Source organism: Phreatobacter sp. (assembly GCF_022843985.1).
Classification (GTDB): domain Bacteria; phylum Pseudomonadota; class Alphaproteobacteria; order Rhizobiales; family Phreatobacteraceae; genus Phreatobacter.
In genome coordinates, this window is sequence record NZ_JALHMP010000004.1 from 137,459 (window position 1) to 153,493 (window position 16,035).

The window sequence follows — 16,035 nt, forward strand, 5'->3', positions numbered from 1 at the left end:
TGGGGTCATGGCTGTCATGGGCAGCAGACATCGGAGCACTCCGCGGGGAGACCAGAGGGCAGACTGTGGATGGCCGACGTCTGCGTCAGCGGGCGGCGACGATGCGCACACGCTGGGCGATATCGAGCTTGTGCACGCCCAGCGTGACGACCTTGTCGCCTTCCGCGATGCCTTCGGCGATGAGCACGTCGCGACCGTCATAGCCGGCGACCGTGACAGGCTTCAGCGACAGCTGGCCCGTGGCGACATCGACGACGAAGACGGACGGGCCGCGCCCTTCGGAATAGAGCGCGGAGATGGGGAGGCGAGCCACGCGGGCGGACGCGGGCTCGCCAGCCGTGACGGTCGCGGTCATACCGATGACCACGCCGTCATCGGCGTCTTGAATGGTGAAACGGGCCTGGAAGGTCCGGGTGGCGACATCGGCCGATGCGGCGAGCTCACGCAGGACCGCCGGATAGGTCTTGTCGGCATTCGACCACAGGGAGACCCGGGCAGCGCCCGACCGGCGCAGATCGTCGATCAGCGCTTCGGGAATGGCGACGACGGCTTCCCGCTCGCCGGAACGGGCCAGCCGCACGACCGGCGTGCCGGCCGCAACCACCTGGCCGGGCTCGGCCAGCGTCGCCGTGACGACGCCGTCGCTGTCGGCGACCAGGGTCGCATAGGCCAACTGGTTGGCGGCGAGGTCGAGGGAGCGCTTGGCGCGATCGAGCCTGCCGCGGGCATCGGCGGTCCTGGCGAGCTGCGTGTCCAGGGTCGCCTGTGTCGCCCAGCCGGCGGCGCGCAGGTCCTGGGTGCGCTTGTCCTGGGCGAGGGAGGCGGAGAGGTTCACTTCCGCAGCGGTGAGTTCGGCAGCGGCCTGCTGCATCTGCAGCGCGAGATCGGCCGAGTCGAGGCGGGCGAGCGGCTGGCCGCGCGCGACCCGTTCGCCCTGCTGGACGAGCCGCTCGGAAACCTTGCCGGCAACGCGGAAGCCGAGATCGCTCTCGATACGCGGCCTGACGGTGCCGACGAAGGACCGCTCGCGCACCAGCGGCTTGAAGGTGACAGGCTCGGCACGGACGGCGCGCGGCGGCGCGTCCTCCGGCTTGGCGTCGGACCGGGCATTGCTGTCGGTGCAGGCGGCAAGCCCCATGGCCAGCAGGCCGAGGGTGGCGAGGGGCAGGATGCGAAGGCCGTCAGAGCGGGACATGGCGTGGGTCCTCAGGCTTTCAGGGCGCGGATGGCGAACTGCGTCAGGCGGCTTGTCTGCTCGTCGAGATCGTTGTCGAGCGCGCAATGGGCAATCAGGGTCGGGTGGAAGACAGTGGCGTGGCACTGCTTGAAGGAGAGGGCTGCCTCCACCGGGTCGCGGATCACGAAGGTGCCGGCGGCCATGCCCTCACGGATCACCGTGGCGAAGAGGGCGACGAGCGTCTCAAGATGGGCCTGTATGACATGCCAGTTCTCGGTCATGGCCGCCTCGACCATGTCATAGAGCCGCTTCTCGTCCATGAACTGGGCCTTGTTGAACCGGTGCAGCGCCAGGGCCATGCGCGCCAGACGCTCCTCCGCCGGAACGGCCTGGTCGGCGGCGATCTCGCGCAGGACGTCGTGGCACTGATCCAGCAGCCGTCGGGCGATCTCCTCGCAGATCGCCGATTTCGACGGGAAGAAGCGATAGACATTGGCCGAGCTCATTCCGAGCTCGTTGGCGATGTCGGCGATCGCCGTCTTGCCATAGCCGACCCTGCGGAAATGCTCCTCGGCGACGATGAGGATACGCTCGCGTGTCTCGTCTGCGGTGAACCGGGCCCGAATGGACATGATGTCTATGTAGTTATGAATGATGATTTTGAAAATTTATCACTTGTCAGAGTTGCGTCAAGAGCCATTCTGTCGCAGCGCACCAACGGCGTTAACAGCCTCCTTCGCGCATGCAAAAAATCAGCCCGCCAGGCGCACCTGACGGGCATGTCGCCTACCGCTTCGAGAGATGGACTCCACGGCCCGGCCTGAATCCGGCCATGGCTGGCTGAGTAAAGCCGGCTACCGCGACTTGCCGCGCAGGCGTCCGACGATGCCGGTCGGGAAGAAATAGACGCTCAGCACGAAGAGGATGCCGAGAACCAGCAGCCAGCGGTCCGGATGCAGCAGCTTCGGCAGGAGCGGCAGGCCCTCGGTCGCTGCCGCGGCCGTGCCCATCAGCTTCTGCAGGTAGTTCTGCGCCACGATGAACAGCGTCGCGCCCACCACCGCGCCATAGAGCGTGCCCATGCCGCCGATGACCACCATGAGCAGGATGTCGAGCATGATGGCGAAGGAGAGCGTGGTGTCCGGCCCGGTATAGCGCAGCCAGATCGCGCTCATGGCGCCCGCCAGCACCGCCATGCCGGCAGCGAGGCAATTGGCGACGGTCCGGTAATAGACGACGCGGTAGCCGAGCGCCTCGGCGCGCATATCGTTCTCCCGGATCGCCTGCAGGACACGGCCGAAGGGCGAATTGACCACCCGCAGCGCCAGCAGGAACAGCGTCACCGCCGCGGCGAAGACGAGGTAATAGGCAAGGATGCGACCGTTAATCACCGTGCCGAAGACCGGCGCCTCGAACAGCCGGAAGCCCGGGCGCAGCGCCGGCGGGACCGAGAAGGAACGGCCGTCCTCGCCACCGGTATATTCGGAGAACTGGGTGGCCAGGATCAGGAAGGCCGAGGCCACGGCCAGGGTGATCATGGCGTAGAAGATGGCGCGGACGCGCAGCGACAGGAGCCCGATCAGGAAGGCGAGGACGACGCCGACCAGCAGGGCGAGCAGGATCCCGAGTGCGATGACGCCCCAGCTCGCGCCAAAGGCATAGAGTCCGAGGCCGACACCATAGCCGCCGATGCCGAAGAACATCGTGTGGGCGAAGGAGACGATGCCGGTATAGCCCAGCAGGAGGTCGTAGCTCGCCACCAGCACGATGAAGATGCAGACCTTGGCCGCCGTGTTGATCGCCGCCGCCCCCGGGAACAGGAAAGGTGCGAAGGCGAGACCGACGAGAATGGCGAGGAGGATGCCGGTCAGCACGCGGCTGCGCGGATAATCGCCCGACAGGAGCGTGTTCAGCATGGCCCTACCTCTTCGCCACGGGATAGAGGCCCTGCGGCCGCCACATGAGGATCGCCACCATGAGAAGGATGTTGGAGGCGAGCGCCACCTTGGGCAGCAGGAAGGCAGTGTAGTTCGCCATCATCGCCACCAGGATGGCACCGATGAAGCAGCCGCCGACAGAACCGAGACCGCCGATGATGATGACGATGAAGACCAGGACCATGACGTCGCCGCCGATCGCCGCGGTCAGGGTCTCGCGATAGAGCGCCCACATGACGCCGCCGAGACCGGCCAAGGCCGAGCCGACGGCGAAGACGCCGACGAAGAGCCGGCGGATGCGGTAGCCGAGCGCTTCGACCATTTCGGCATTCTCGACGCCGGCCCTGATCAGCAGCCCGATCCGCGTCCGGTTGAGCACGACGAGCATCGCGACGAAGACGACGACACCGACGGCCACGGCGAGGATGCGGAACTTCTCGATGGCCACATCACCGATCAACACCGCGCCGCGCAGGGCCGTGGGCAGGGCCATGGCCTTCTGGTCGCCGCCCCAGATGACGTGGATGAGCTGCTCGGCGACGATGAGACCGCCCATGGTGATGAGGATCTGCTTGAGGTGCTGGCCATAGACCGGCTTGACGATGACGCGCTCGAAGGCCCAGCCGAGCAGACCCGTGCCGATCATCGCGACGCTGACGGCGAGGCCGAGGGCCATGAGGTTCCAGCCGAGCGCATCCACCTGCACCCAGCCCGACAGGAGGCCCAGTACCGAGAGGGCGAGATAGGCCCCCACCGCGATGAAGGCGCCATGGCCGAAATTGAGCACGTCCATCAGGCCGAAGACGAGGGTCAGGCCAGAGGCGATGACGAAGATCATCATGCCCATCGCCAGCGCCGCCACGGTCAGCGTCACCCAGGTGGTGGGATTGCCGACGAAGGGCAGCGCCAGGGCGGAGAGCGCCACCGGCAGCAGGATCGGCAGATAGTCGTGCTTGATGGCGGGAAGCGCGTCGGGGGTGGTGGCCGGGGCCGGGGCGACGGTCATGGCGAGGCCTCACTGATGGGTATCGAGCGATAGCCCGAGCAGCCGTTGCTGCAGGGCCTCGTTGCGGGCGAGATCGGCCATGGCGCCGCGGTGGACGATGCGCCCGTCATCCATCACCGCGACATGGTCGCCAAGGCTCGCGGCGAAACGGAAGTTCTGTTCCACCAGCAGGATCGTCGTCTCGCGCTTCAGCTCGGCAAAGGCCATGATCATCGCCTCGATGATGGCCGGGGCGATGCCCTTGGTCGGCTCGTCGATGAGAAGGAGGGTGCGCGGCTCGGCAATGGCGCGGGCGATGGCGAGCATCTGCTTCTGCCCGCCGGACAGGACGCCGGCCGGGAACTGCCAGAATTTCTTCAGTGCCGGAAACAGGGAAAAGATCCAGTCGAGCCGCGCCGTGTCGATCGGGCCGGACCGCGCCGCCAGGATCATGTTCTCGGCCACCGTCAGGTCGGCGAAGACCGCCATCGTCTCCGGCACATAGGCGATGCCGGCCTGGGCGATATCGGGGGTCGGCCATCCGCCGATCGGCCGGCCGTCGAAGGTCACGGTGCCGCGCGAGGGCTTCCACAGCCCCATGACCGTGCGCAGCGTCGTCGTCTTGCCGGCGCCGTTGCGGCCGAGCAGCACGGTCATGCCGCCGCGGGGGAGGACGAGATCGACGCCCTGGAGGATGTGATACTGGCCGATATGGGTGTGGACCCCTGCAAGGGTCAGCAGGGGGTCAGCCATGGGCGGCCTCCGCCGGCTTGGGCGCCTGGCCAAGATAGGCCTCCTGGACGACCGGCGAGGCGATCACCGCGGCGGGTTCGCCGTCGGCGACGAGCCGGCCGTTGTGCAGCACCACGATGCGGTCGGCGAGCGAGCGCACCACGTCCATCTTGTGCTCCACCAGGAGGATGGTCTTGGTCCCGTGCGCCTTCAGCTTCTGGATGAGGTCGAGAATGACCGGAACCTCCTCCACAGACATGCCCGCCGTCGGCTCGTCGAACATGAAGACCCGCGGCTCCAGCGCCATCATGATCGCCACTTCCAGCTTACGCTTGTCGCCGTGCGGCAGGGCGGCCGCCAGCGTGTCCCGCACACCGGCGAGGTTCACCTCCGCGAGATAGTGATCGGCCTTGTCGATCCAGTCGCGGTGGCTCGACCACAGGGAGAACAGGCTCGCCTTCGCGCGCCCGCGCGCCTGCGCGGCAAGGCGCACATTCTCCCCCACTGTGAGGTTGGGGAAGAGATTGGTGATCTGGAAGGCCCGGCCGATGCCGCGCTGCGCCCGGCCTGCCGCCCCAAGCGTCGAGATGTCCTCGCCGTCCAGCAGGGTCGTGCCGGAAGTTGCCGCCAGCTGGCCGGACATGAGGTTGAAATAGGTGGTCTTGCCGGCACCGTTCGGCCCGACGATCGCCGTGAGCGTGCCCGCCTGGAAGGCGCAGGACACGCCGTCGACGGCGACATGACCGCCGAAGCGGATGGTCAGGTCGCGGGTTTCGAGGACGGGTGGCATGGCGCGATGGGGCTTGTTGGCGGACGGGGGAGATCAGCACGATGGTCCGGATGCGCGGCATGACCGAACGGCCAGGCCGGACAGGCTGGCGCGCGGCCGGGTCGTCGCCGGCCGCGCCCGGATGCCAGGTCAGCGCCGATTGGTGATCGGCAGCGGCATCTCCGCGGCAGGAATGGTCCGCACCAGTTCCAGCATGTCGTTGTCACGGCCATTCGGACGGATGCGGAAGTGGTACATGTCCTGCAGCGCCTGATGGTCCTCCCTGCGGAAGGTCATCGGTCCCTTCGGCGTCTGGAACATCATGCCCTGCATCGCGGTGATCAGCTTCTCGGTATCGGTCGAGCCAGCCTTTTCCAGCGCCGCCACCACAGCGGCCGCGGCGGCGAAACCGCCGGCGACGAAGAAGTCCGGCGGCGCATTGTGGCGCTTCTGGTACTCGGCCTTCAGCCAGTCGTTCAGCGGGTTCTGCGGGAAGTCGTAGTAATAGTAGATGCCCCCCTCGGTGCCGGCAAAGGCCTTCCAGGCGTTCATCGCCGGCAGGATATTGCCGCCGGGGGCGAGCGCGATGTTGAAGCGCTCCGGCTTCATGTCGACGAACTTGGCCATCGGATGGGCACCGGCCCAGATGAAGCCGATGATGCGCTTGCCCGGGCGGTCCCGCAGGGAGGCGAACAGGCGCTCGGCGAAGGGCGTGAAATCGGCGGTATTGCCAGCGGCAAACTCCTCCGCGACGATGCGGGCGCGCGGACGGATGGCGGCGAGCGCAGCCTTGTAGGCGGCGACGCCGTCACGGCCGAAGGCGGTGTCGAGGCCCATCATGCCGATGAACACGTCTTCGTTCTCGGGGATCGAGGCGGCCGCCGCCAGCGCATCCTGATAGGAGGAGCGTCCGGTCCGGAAGATGTAGCGGTTCCAGCGCGGCCCGGTGATCGAATCCGCCACCGCGGGCTCGACGATGAGGATCTTCTTGGCCTCCTCGGCCACCGGAAGCATGGCGAGCGCGACCGGCGAGCCGGTGGTGCCGACCGCGAGCGCTGCTCCGTCGTCGTTGTAGCACTCCTCAAGCAGCGCCTTGCCGCGGTCGGGGCGGAGCTGATCGTCCTTGACCAGCACCTGGATCCGCATGCCGGCGACCGTATTGGTCCCGCGGGTGAGATATTCGAGGCCCATCATGAAACCGACCTCGGTCTGTTTCGCATAGGCCTCGAGCGGCCCGGTACGGCCGGCGATGAGGCAAATCTTGACGTCGCGTGTCTGCGCCGCAGCGCTGCCGGCAAAGGACGTCACGGCCCAAGCGAGCGAGGCGGCAGCCACCGCCAGCGTCTTCCTCAACATCGAATCCTCCCTGATCCGTCTTATTAAACTGACACTTGAGTCATGTTTCATGTGACGCTAGCTTCGTCCCACAAACGCGTCAAGCGGGAAGCGGTCTGGAGCCAGCCGGCGACAGGCCGATGACGGGAAACGCCACGGACAGGCCATGAGCAACCTCCATCCGGCAGGACCGCTGCCGGCACCGAAGACCCAGAGGGGCGAGCGCACCCGCCAGAAGATTCTCGACGCCGCCGAACGCGAGATCGGCGCCAGGGGCTTCTCGGAGGCTTCGATTGCCACCATCACCGCCGAGGCGGCCGTCGCCCAGGGCACGTTCTATCTCTATTTCCGCTCCAAGGAGGAGGTCCTGCGCGAACTGGTGCTGCGCATGGGGCGGCGGCTCAGACACCATCTGACGCTGGCGACGAGCGGGGCTGGCGACCGCATGCAGGTCGAACGGCGCGGCATCCGCGCCTTTCTCGAATTCGTCCGCGACAATCCGAACCTCTACCGGGTCGTCGCCGAATCGCAGTTCGTCGACCCGGCCATCCACCGCGCCTATTACGAGGAATTCGCCGCCGGCTACCGGCTCGGGCTCGAGGAGGCGGAGGCGCGCGGCGAGATCGCACCGGGGCATTCCGAGGTCCGCGCCTGGGCCCTGATGGGCGTCACCGACATGGTCGGGCGGCGCTATGCGATCTATGATCAGAGTGGCCCCTTGGATGCCATTGCCGAAGCCGCCTACGATTTCGTCGCCCATGGCATCGGCCCGCGCGCGGCCGGGCCTGGCCCGAAGGGCTGACAGGCCGGTGCCATGGTCCGGCACTGCGCGAGGTGTGCATGAAGACGCTGCCTGACCTCTGCCGCCGCCGCGCCGAACTGAGCCCGGAGGCCATCGCCTTCGAGGAGGTTGGCGGCCGCACGGTGTCCTTCGCAGCGATGGACAGGGGTGCGGGGCGAGGCGCCGCCTATCTCGCCGGTCTTGGGCTCGTCGCCGGCGACCGGGTCGCCGTGCTCTGCCACAACAATGCAACCTTCTTCGAACTGCTCTTCGCCTGCGCCCGGGCACGGCTCATTCTGGTGCCGTTGAACTGGCGGCTGACACCGGCGGAACTCGGCCCGATCCTGGCCGATTGCGGCGCAGGCCTTCTGATCGCGGACGCGGCAACCGAGCCGCTGGCGCACGCGCTCTCCGGACAGGTGCGCCTGCTGTCCCTCGCCGCCTATGTGGCGGGCAGCGCGGCCTGCGAGCCGGTCGCCGCGGTGCCGCTTTGGGAGACCGACTGCATCTGGTACCTGCTCTACACCTCGGGCACCACCGGCCGGCCGAAAGCCGTCATCCAGACGCCCGGCATGGCGCTCGCCAATGCCGTCAACATCCAGCAGGCGACCGGCATGGGCGCCGGCGACGACACGCTGAACTACCTGCCGCTTTTCCACACCGCCGGCATCAACCTCCACGCCCTGCCGCTCTTCATCGCCGGCGGCACGTCCCGCATCATTCCGAAATTCGACCCCGACGCGGTCATGGCGCTGATCGGCCGACGCAGGATCTCGCTGTTCTTCGGGGTCCCCGCCGTCTACCAGGCGCTGAGCCTGCATCCGGACTTCGACACCACGGATTTTTCCTGCGTCCGCCACTGGGGATGCGGCGGCGCGCCGATCTCCGAGCCCCTGCTGCACGCCTTCGGCCGCCGCGGCGTCACCGTCTGCAACGGCATGGGCATGACGGAAACGGGTCCGACCCTTTTCCTGATGGACCGGGCCCACGCAGCGACCAAGATCGGCTCGGTCGGAAAACCGCAGATCCTGGCGGAGGTCCGGCTCGTCGATGACAAGGACGAGGACGTCGCGCCCGGTGAGGCCGGCGAAATGCTGTTCCGCGGCCCCGGAATCACCCCCGGCTATTTCAACCAGCCGGAGGCGACCGCCCGCGCCTTCGCGCCCGGTGGCTGGCTGCGCTCGGGGGACGTTGGACGCCAGGATCGCGATGGCTACTACTATGTCGTCGACCGCATCAAGGACATGTTCATCTCGGGCGGCGAGAACGTCTTCCCCGCCGAGGTCGAAAACGTCCTGCACGGCCATGCCGCCGTCCTGGAGGCCGCGGTTCTCGGCGTCGCCGATCCGGTCTGGGGCGAGGTCGGCCATGCGGTCATCGTCCTGCGCCCAGGCGCCACCACGACCCCTGACGAGATCCGCACCCATGCACGCGGGCATCTGGCCAGCTACAAGGTTCCGCGGCACATCACCATCGTTGCGGATTTCCCGCGCACGGCCGCCGGCAAGATTCAGAAACATGTGCTGCGCACCCTCGTCGCCGGTGACGGGGGGTGACGGCCTTGCAGCTGCCGCCCGCCGCGCTCACCGACATCGGCACGGGGCGCCCGCTCGTCTTCCTGCACGGCTGGTCGGTCGACCGGACGTTCTTTTCGGCCCAGGCGGCGCTCGCCGACGAGGGCTTCCGGGTCGTGGTGCCCGACCAACCCGGCCACGGTGACCGGCCCATCGGCCAAGTGCCGCCGACCATGGCAGGGCTCGCCGACGCCCTCGACGGCCTGCTCGCCGAGGCTGGCCTCGCCCCGGCAGTCCTCGTCGGCTGGTCGATGGGGGCAATGGTCGCCCTCGAACACATTTCCCGTCGTGGAACGGCCGGCATTGCCGGGCTGGTCATCGTCGACATGACGCCGAAAGTCGCCAACGGGGCGGATTGGACCTACGGCCTCACGGGGGGACAGGAGATCGCTGATGCCCTCGCGACCGCCGACCGGATGGAAAGCAACTGGCCGCTCTATGCCCCCCGCATCGCCCGGGCGATGTTCGCCGCGGACCGTGAGGACAGCGCTGCCCTGATCCGCCGCGCCGCGGACAGCATCGCGACCTGCGACCCCGTCGTGATGGCGGCTCTCTGGCGCTCCCTCGTCCTCGCCGACCACCGCGCCACGATCGAGAGCCTTCCTGTGCCAGTCCTGGCGATCGCCAGCACCCGCAGCCAGCTCTACGGCCCCGCTGTCGCCGGCTGGATCGCCGGCGCGGCGCCGCGCGGCGAGGCGGTGCTGATCGAGGGCACAGGCCATGCCCCCCATATCGAGGACCCCGGGGCCTTCAACGCGGCCGTCGCGCGGTTTGCCCGCGGTTTGTAAAGACCGTGACCGTCAGTCCGCGACGGGCTGCGACAGATCCGCACCCGCCAGCAGCCCCCGGCTGCGCTCGGTGAGGCGGGTGAGCAGCAGATCCAGCTGATCACGCTCCTGCGGCGAAAAGCCATCGCTGAGATCGGCCGCGAAACGCCGGGCGATCGGCACCAGGTCGGAATAGACGATGTGCCCTTCGCGGGTAAGGGACAGGAAGGCCTCCCTGAGGTCCTGCCGGTTGATCCGCCGCTGCACCAGCCGCCGGCGCATCAGGCTGGCGACGGCGCGCGAGACCTTGGTCTTGTGCATGTGGCTGTGGGCGCCGATGTCCTTGGCCGTCACCGATCCGAACTGCCCCAGGGTGGCGATGACCCGCCATTCGGGAATACCGAGCCCGTAACGTTCGGCATAGATCCCCGAGAGCGCCTGGCTCACAACATTGGCAAGAACGTTCAGCCGATAGGGCAGAAACGAATCCAGCTCGAGCTTGACATCGGACATCGACGACTTATCCGCAACCCGGACGTCCATGTGTGCTCCCTCTGGAAGAGCGTCAAATCAAAAATGGTTCGGTCAAGGAATCGCTTGCATCCTATGTCGTGACCGTATCGCCTGGCGATCCTTTTCGCAACGCGACAAATGTAAGACAACCCGCTGGGGTGGCGACTTCACCCAAGTGACTGGTCAAGCCGGCCCCGACAGGCTTTGATGCCGGACCGGCCACGCAAGACCGGATGAAGAACCCTTGTTTCCGGGATGAAGTGCCATGAAGCTCGCCTCACTCAAGCACGGTCGCGACGGCCGTCTCGTCGTGGTCTCCCGCGACCTGACCCGGGCCACCGATGCGTTTCCGGTTGTATCGACCATGCAGGCGGCCCTTGACGGCTGGAGCCGGCTGGCGCCTCGACTGGAGGATTTGGCCACACAGCTGGAACTGGGTTCGGTCCCCTCGTTCCGCTTCCATGAGCACGATTGTGCAAGCCCGCTGCCCCGTGCCTTTCAATGGGCCGACGGCTCGGCCTATGTGAATCACGTAGCGCTGGTGCGCCAGGCGCGCGGGGCCGAGATGATGCCCGCCTTCTGGACTGACCCGCTGATGTATCAGGGCGGCTCCGACACCTTCATCGGCCCGCGCGACCCTATCACGCTGCCCGACGAGGCTCATGGCATCGACTTCGAGGGCGAGGTGGCGGTGGTCACCGACGACGTGCCCATGGGCGTGACGCCGGAGGCGGCGCGCGGCCTCATCCGCCTCGTCATGATCGCCAATGACGTCAGTCTCAGGAACCTGATCGCGCCTGAACTCGCCAAGGGGTTCGGCTTCTTCCAGTCGAAGCCCTCCACCGCCTTCTCGCCGGTGGCCGTCACGCCCGAGGAACTCGGCAGCGCCTGGGTCGAGGGCAAGCTGCACCTGCCGCTCCTCGCCTATTTCAACGGCGAGCCCTTCGGCCGGCCCCAGGCCGGCATCGACATGACCTTCGACTTCGGCACGCTCATCGCCCATGCGGCGAAGACGCGCGCCCTCTCGGCCGGCACCATCGTCGGCTCGGGCACGATCTCCAACCGCGACGCCGATGGCGGCCCGGGCAAGCCCATTGCCGAGGGCGGCCTCGGCTATGTCTGCATCGCCGAGATGCGGACGGTCGAGACCATCCGCGACGGCGCCGCGAAGACGCCGTTCATGCGCTTCGGTGATTCGGTGCGCATCGAGATGAAGGATGCGGGCGGCCATTCGATCTTCGGCGCGATCGACCAGATCGTCCGCAAGCACCACGACTGAACGGCGCAGCGTGATCCCGCGCAGCCGCAAAGAGGCCTTCCATGTCCAAGTCTTTCGCGTCCACCGCCGACCTCGGCCCCAAGACCATCTCCTTCGACGAGTTGGGACGCGGGCTGTTCGCCTATACCGCCGAGGGTGATCCCAATTCGGGCATCATCATCGGCGACGATTCCTGCATGGTGATCGATGCGCAGGCGACCCCCGCCATGGCGGCGGACGTCATCGCACGGGTGCGCCAGGTCACCGACAAGCCGATCCGCTACGTGCTGCTGTCGCACTATCATGCGGTCCGCGTCCTCGGCGCCTCGGCCTATGAGGGAGCCACCATCATCGCCTCGGACGCCACCCGCGGGCTCATCGTCGAGCGCGGCGAGCAGGACAAGGCAAGCGAGATCGGCCGTTTCCCGCGACTCTTTCCCGGCGCCGAATCGATCCCTCCGGGGCTGACCTGGCCGCATGTCACCTTCGGGACGGAGATGACCGTCTGGCTCGGCAGCCGGGAGGTGAAGCTCATGCATCTCGGTCGCGGCCACACGGCCGGCGACACCGTCGCCTGGGTGCCGGATGCTGGCGTCGCCTTCACCGGCGATCTCGTCGAATACCACTCCGCCTGCTATTGCGGCGACGCTCATTTCCAGGACTGGCCGAAGACACTCAATGCCATCGAGGCGCTGGCGCCACGAGCGGTCGTGCCGGGGCGAGGGGCGGCGCTGACGACACCCGCCATGGTCGCGGACGGCATCCGCCTGACGCGCGACTTCCTGTCGACGCTCTATGGCTCGGTCGCCGACAGCGTGGCACAGGGACGGTCCCTGAAACAGGCCTTCGATGCCTGCCGCAAGGCGATGGATCCGAAATTCGCATCCTTCGCCATCTACGAGCATTGCCTGCCGTTCAACGTCTCGCGCGCCTATGACGAGGCGAGCGGCATCGCATGGCCGGTCATCTGGACCGACCAGCGCGACCGGGAGATGTGGGCCAACCTGCAGGGCTAGCGCGCTGCCCGCTCCCAGATGTTCTTCGTCACCTGCACGAAGGCGGTGGAGCGCAGTCCCGGATCCTTCATCGCCGCGGCGATCCGCGTCATCAGGCCGGCATCGCCCGACGCGACGGCGATGTCGAGCATGATCGCCCATTCGTCGTCGGCGGGCTCCTCGCCCTTGTTGCCGGCGGCGATCGCACGCATGCGGGTCTCCAGCTCCGCAACGCGGGCGATATAGGCCTTGGCGCCCTCGGAGGTGATGCGGGCCGCAACGGCGTCGGTCGCCTCCTTCGGGCCGCGCCCGACGAGGGCACGCCAGAGCGTCTCGAAGACGACGCCGATGCGCTCCTGCTCGAAGGTCACCCGGTTCAATTCGTCGATCCGGCCGAGCCTGACGAACAGTTCGCGCGCCTCCGGGACGGCCCCGCGCGCCACCAGCATCTCGACCGCCGTGTCGACGATGGTCCCGCGCACCTTGCCGGTCGCCTCCGCCGATTCGGCCACGGCGACGAGCTTGTCGGCGGCGAGGCTGCGCATCGGGCCGATATCCTCGTCCACCGACACGGTCTCGTCCTCCGGCAGCTTCAGGGCAGGACCGAAGGCGCGGATCCAGTCGGCGCGGCCCTCGCGCATGAGGATGCGGAGCATGCGGCTTGCCGATTCCGCATCGGCCGGCGTGTTGAAGGGCGGTCGCGCGGCGAGCGCCTTGCGGAAGCCGTCGAGATTGTTGGAAGCGATCGCGCCGCGCAGGACCATGTCCCAACTGTCGCGACGGGCGGTTTCGGGATCGTCGAAGGGCGCTGTCTGGTTGGCGCGGGCGCCACGGGCCCATTCGTCGATGGTCCGGGCAATGGCCATGTCGCCGCGACCGCCGGACTGCAGGGCCTGCGCCATCCGGCGGGTGTAGCGGTCCTTGATCTGGCCGGCGACGGTATCGGCCAGCGCCGGTTCCCGGGCGATGGCGATCTCCAGGATCTCGAGCCGCAGCTCGTCGCGGCTGTCATTCTCCACCAGCCGGTCAATGCGCGGCAGGGTATCGGCGATGCGGCCGGCGCGCGCCTCGTCGAGGATCAGGATCGAGGGCTCCGACAGAGCGGACGGCTGCGGCTGGTCGAGCCCGAGTTCGCGATAGGCGCCGGCGAAGTCCCCCTTGCGGGCCAGATGCTCGGCGCGCACCGGCACGATGCGTTCCTTGATCCCGTCGACGCTTGCCACCCGCGCCCAGGCCTCGTAGCGAGCCATCCAGCGATCGCGTGCCGCAGGGTCGGGATCGCTCTGCAGAAAGGCCTCGAAGGCAGCCGTCGCAGCCCATCCTTCCGGTTCCGCCGACGCCGCCTTCAGCGCCAGTTCTGCCGTGCAGGCCGGCACCGGAGCGGCGAGGCAGGCCGCCTCATCGACTGACACCTCGATGGCGTGGGGCGACTGGGCACCAACCGGGAGCGCAAGGAAGAGTGCCGATGCGGCAACCGCCGAAAGGAGGGCGTTTCGCAGGAAGCGGGTCATGTCGAGCCTCGTGTCAGGGCCGAAGAGCGGGGTACATGAGGGCAAGCTGCAAAGCAACGCGCCACGCCGACGCGCTGCACCCCATGGCAGCGGCCTGCAGCGCTGGCGCCCGTTTGAACGGCTCGCCCCTTGGCATCCTGTCGTGTATAAACACCGCTCCCTGAACTTGGTCGGTCCAGACTACAGGGGCGGGATCACTTTTCCGCGCGAAGCGATTGTCGCGTGTGGGCGTCGAGAGGATGGAAGATCATGGGCGAGCGTTGGAGCCCGTCGAGTTGGCGGTCGAAACCGATCCTGCAGGTGCCGGTCTATCAGGACCAGGCGGCCTTGGCGGAGGTTGAGAAGCGCCTGTCGGGTTTTCCGCCGCTCGTTTTTGCGGGTGAGGCGCGCAACCTCAAGAAGGCCCTCGCGAAAGTCGCAAAGGGCGAGGCCTTCCTGCTGCAGGGCGGCGACTGCGCCGAGAGCTTTGCCGAGCACGGGGCGGACAATATCCGCGACTTCTTCCGCGCCTTCCTGCAGATGGCAGTGGTGATGACCTATGCCGGCGGCATGCCGGTGGTGAAGGTTGGCCGCGTCGCCGGCCAGTTCGCCAAGCCGCGCTCGGCCGACACCGAGACCATTGACGGCGTGACGCTGCCCTCCTACCGCGGCGACATCATCAACGACATCGCCTTCACCCCCGAGGCGCGCGAGCCGGATCCGATGCGTCAGGCCATGGCCTACCGGCAGTCGGCGGCGACGCTGAACCTGCTGCGCGCCTTCGCCTATGGCGGCTATGCCAATCTCGACAACGCGATGAAGTGGATGCTCGGCTTCGTCAAGGACACGCCGGCCAACGACAAGTACCGGCACCTGGCGGAGCGGATCGAGGAGGCCCTCGATTTCATGCGCGCCTGCGGCATCGACCCCGAGGCCCATCCGGAGATGCGCACCACCGAACTCTACACGAGCCACGAGGCGCTGCTGCTCGGCTACGAGGAGGCGCTGACCCGCGTCGATTCCACGTCCGGCGACTGGTATGCGACCTCCGGGCACATGCTGTGGATCGGCGACCGCACGCGCCAGCCGGACCACGGCCATGTCGAGTATTTTCGCGGCATCAAGAACCCCGTCGCCTTCAAGTGCGGCCCGAGCCTCGATGCCGACGGCCTGCTGAAGCTGCTCGACGTGCTCAATCCCGAGGACAAGGCCGGCCGCATCACGCTGATCTGCCGCTTTGGCGCCGACAAGGTCGAGAAGCACCTGCCCGCCCTCATCCGCGCCGTCGAGCGCGAGGGACGCACGGTGGTCTGGTCCTGCGATCCCATGCACGGCAACACGATCAAGGCGGCCAATGGCTACAAGACGCGCCCCTTCGATCTGGTCATGGGCGAGATCGAGCGCTTCTTCGCCATTCACGAGGCGGAGGGCACCTATGCCGGCGGCATCCATCTGGAGATGACCGGCAAGAACGTCACCGAATGCACCGGCGGCCGCGCGGCCATCACCGATCTCGATCTCTCAGACCGCTATCACACCTATTGTGATCCGCGGCTCAACGCCGAACAGGCGCTGGAGGTCTCCTTCAAGGTGGCGGAGATGCTCAAGCGCCAGCGGCTCAACCGTGCGCCCGCCGTGCGCGAGGCCGCCGAATAGGCCGCCCCTGCGTCCCGCCAAACGGCGAAAAGGCCCGCTCCGGGACACCGGAGCGGGCCTTTTTGA

General features: G+C 67.5%; 15 protein-coding genes. 6 read left to right on the plus strand and 9 right to left on the minus strand.

All coding sequences use genetic code 11. The annotated features are described in order from the left end of the window. Positions 1-85 precede the first annotated feature (85 nt). The 7 genes from Q0C57_RS04155 to Q0C57_RS04185 all read right to left on the minus strand — a co-directional run bounded on the left by Q0C57_RS04155 (position 86) and on the right by Q0C57_RS04185 (position 6,953). Entirely contained in the window at positions 86-1,195 is a 1,110-nt protein-coding gene (locus tag Q0C57_RS04155) for an efflux RND transporter periplasmic adaptor subunit (protein ID WP_296572462.1), read from the minus strand. Between the two features lie 11 nt (positions 1,196-1,206). After that, on the minus strand, positions 1,207-1,809 hold the full coding sequence (locus tag Q0C57_RS04160) for a TetR/AcrR family transcriptional regulator (RefSeq protein WP_296572464.1): 603 nt from the start codon (positions 1,807-1,809) through the stop codon (positions 1,207-1,209). Positions 1,810-2,031: 222 nt separating this feature from the next. Continuing rightward, entirely contained in the window at positions 2,032-3,093 is a 1,062-nt protein-coding gene (locus tag Q0C57_RS04165; protein WP_296572467.1) for a branched-chain amino acid ABC transporter permease, read from the minus strand. A 4-nt stretch (positions 3,094-3,097) separates the two neighbouring features. After that, positions 3,098-4,120, minus strand: coding sequence for a branched-chain amino acid ABC transporter permease (locus Q0C57_RS04170; RefSeq protein ID WP_296572471.1), 1,023 nt, complete (start codon positions 4,118-4,120; stop codon positions 3,098-3,100). A gap of 9 nt (positions 4,121-4,129) precedes the next feature. Next, positions 4,130-4,852: an ABC transporter ATP-binding protein gene (locus Q0C57_RS04175; protein ID WP_296572474.1), complete on the minus strand. Its 723-nt coding sequence runs from the start codon at positions 4,850-4,852 to the stop codon at positions 4,130-4,132. Continuing rightward, positions 4,845-5,621, minus strand: a complete 777-nt coding sequence (locus tag Q0C57_RS04180) for an ABC transporter ATP-binding protein (RefSeq protein ID WP_296572477.1) — start codon at positions 5,619-5,621, stop codon at positions 4,845-4,847. Before Q0C57_RS04180 ends, Q0C57_RS04175 begins: the two co-directional genes overlap by 8 nt. A gap of 129 nt (positions 5,622-5,750) precedes the next feature. Continuing rightward, entirely contained in the window at positions 5,751-6,953 is a 1,203-nt protein-coding gene (locus Q0C57_RS04185; protein ID WP_296572691.1) for a substrate-binding domain-containing protein, read from the minus strand. A 148-nt stretch (positions 6,954-7,101) separates the two neighbouring features. On the opposite strand from Q0C57_RS04185, the gene Q0C57_RS04190 reads away from it, so the two are divergent. The 3 genes from Q0C57_RS04190 to Q0C57_RS04200 are packed head-to-tail and all read left to right on the plus strand — an operon-like array spanning position 7,102 to position 10,078. Continuing rightward, positions 7,102-7,737, plus strand: a complete 636-nt coding sequence (locus Q0C57_RS04190; RefSeq protein ID WP_296572480.1) for a TetR/AcrR family transcriptional regulator — start codon at positions 7,102-7,104, stop codon at positions 7,735-7,737. 38 nt (positions 7,738-7,775) lie between these two features. Further along, positions 7,776-9,272: a long-chain fatty acid--CoA ligase gene (locus Q0C57_RS04195; RefSeq protein ID WP_296572483.1), complete on the plus strand. Its 1,497-nt coding sequence runs from the start codon at positions 7,776-7,778 to the stop codon at positions 9,270-9,272. Between the two features lie 5 nt (positions 9,273-9,277). Further along, the gene (locus Q0C57_RS04200; RefSeq protein WP_296572486.1) at positions 9,278-10,078 is read left to right on the plus strand and encodes an alpha/beta hydrolase; all 801 of its coding nucleotides are present in this window, start codon (positions 9,278-9,280) and stop codon (positions 10,076-10,078) included. A gap of 12 nt (positions 10,079-10,090) precedes the next feature. On the opposite strand, the gene Q0C57_RS04205 is transcribed toward Q0C57_RS04200, so the two are convergent. Beyond that, positions 10,091-10,570: a MarR family transcriptional regulator gene (locus Q0C57_RS04205; protein WP_296572490.1), complete on the minus strand. Its 480-nt coding sequence runs from the start codon at positions 10,568-10,570 to the stop codon at positions 10,091-10,093. Positions 10,571-10,835: 265 nt separating this feature from the next. On the opposite strand from Q0C57_RS04205, the gene Q0C57_RS04210 reads away from it, so the two are divergent. Both Q0C57_RS04210 and Q0C57_RS04215 read left to right on the plus strand, forming a co-directional pair. Next, positions 10,836-11,849 carry a fumarylacetoacetate hydrolase family protein gene (locus Q0C57_RS04210; protein ID WP_296572493.1) on the plus strand — a complete coding sequence of 338 codons (1,014 nt, stop codon included), beginning with the start codon at positions 10,836-10,838 and terminating at the stop codon, positions 11,847-11,849. 41 nt (positions 11,850-11,890) lie between these two features. Then, positions 11,891-12,844, plus strand: a complete 954-nt coding sequence (locus Q0C57_RS04215; protein ID WP_296572495.1) for an MBL fold metallo-hydrolase — start codon at positions 11,891-11,893, stop codon at positions 12,842-12,844. On the opposite strand, the gene Q0C57_RS04220 is transcribed toward Q0C57_RS04215, so the two are convergent. After that, positions 12,841-14,334 (minus strand): hypothetical protein, encoded by a 1,494-nt coding sequence (locus tag Q0C57_RS04220; RefSeq protein WP_296572496.1) that lies wholly within the window; start codon positions 14,332-14,334, stop codon positions 12,841-12,843. The genes Q0C57_RS04215 and Q0C57_RS04220 overlap by 4 nt on opposite strands. A 249-nt stretch (positions 14,335-14,583) precedes the next feature. On the opposite strand from Q0C57_RS04220, the gene Q0C57_RS04225 reads away from it, so the two are divergent. Next, on the plus strand, positions 14,584-15,969 hold the full coding sequence (locus Q0C57_RS04225; RefSeq protein ID WP_296572499.1) for a class II 3-deoxy-7-phosphoheptulonate synthase: 1,386 nt from the start codon (positions 14,584-14,586) through the stop codon (positions 15,967-15,969). Positions 15,970-16,035: the final 66 nt, after the last annotated feature.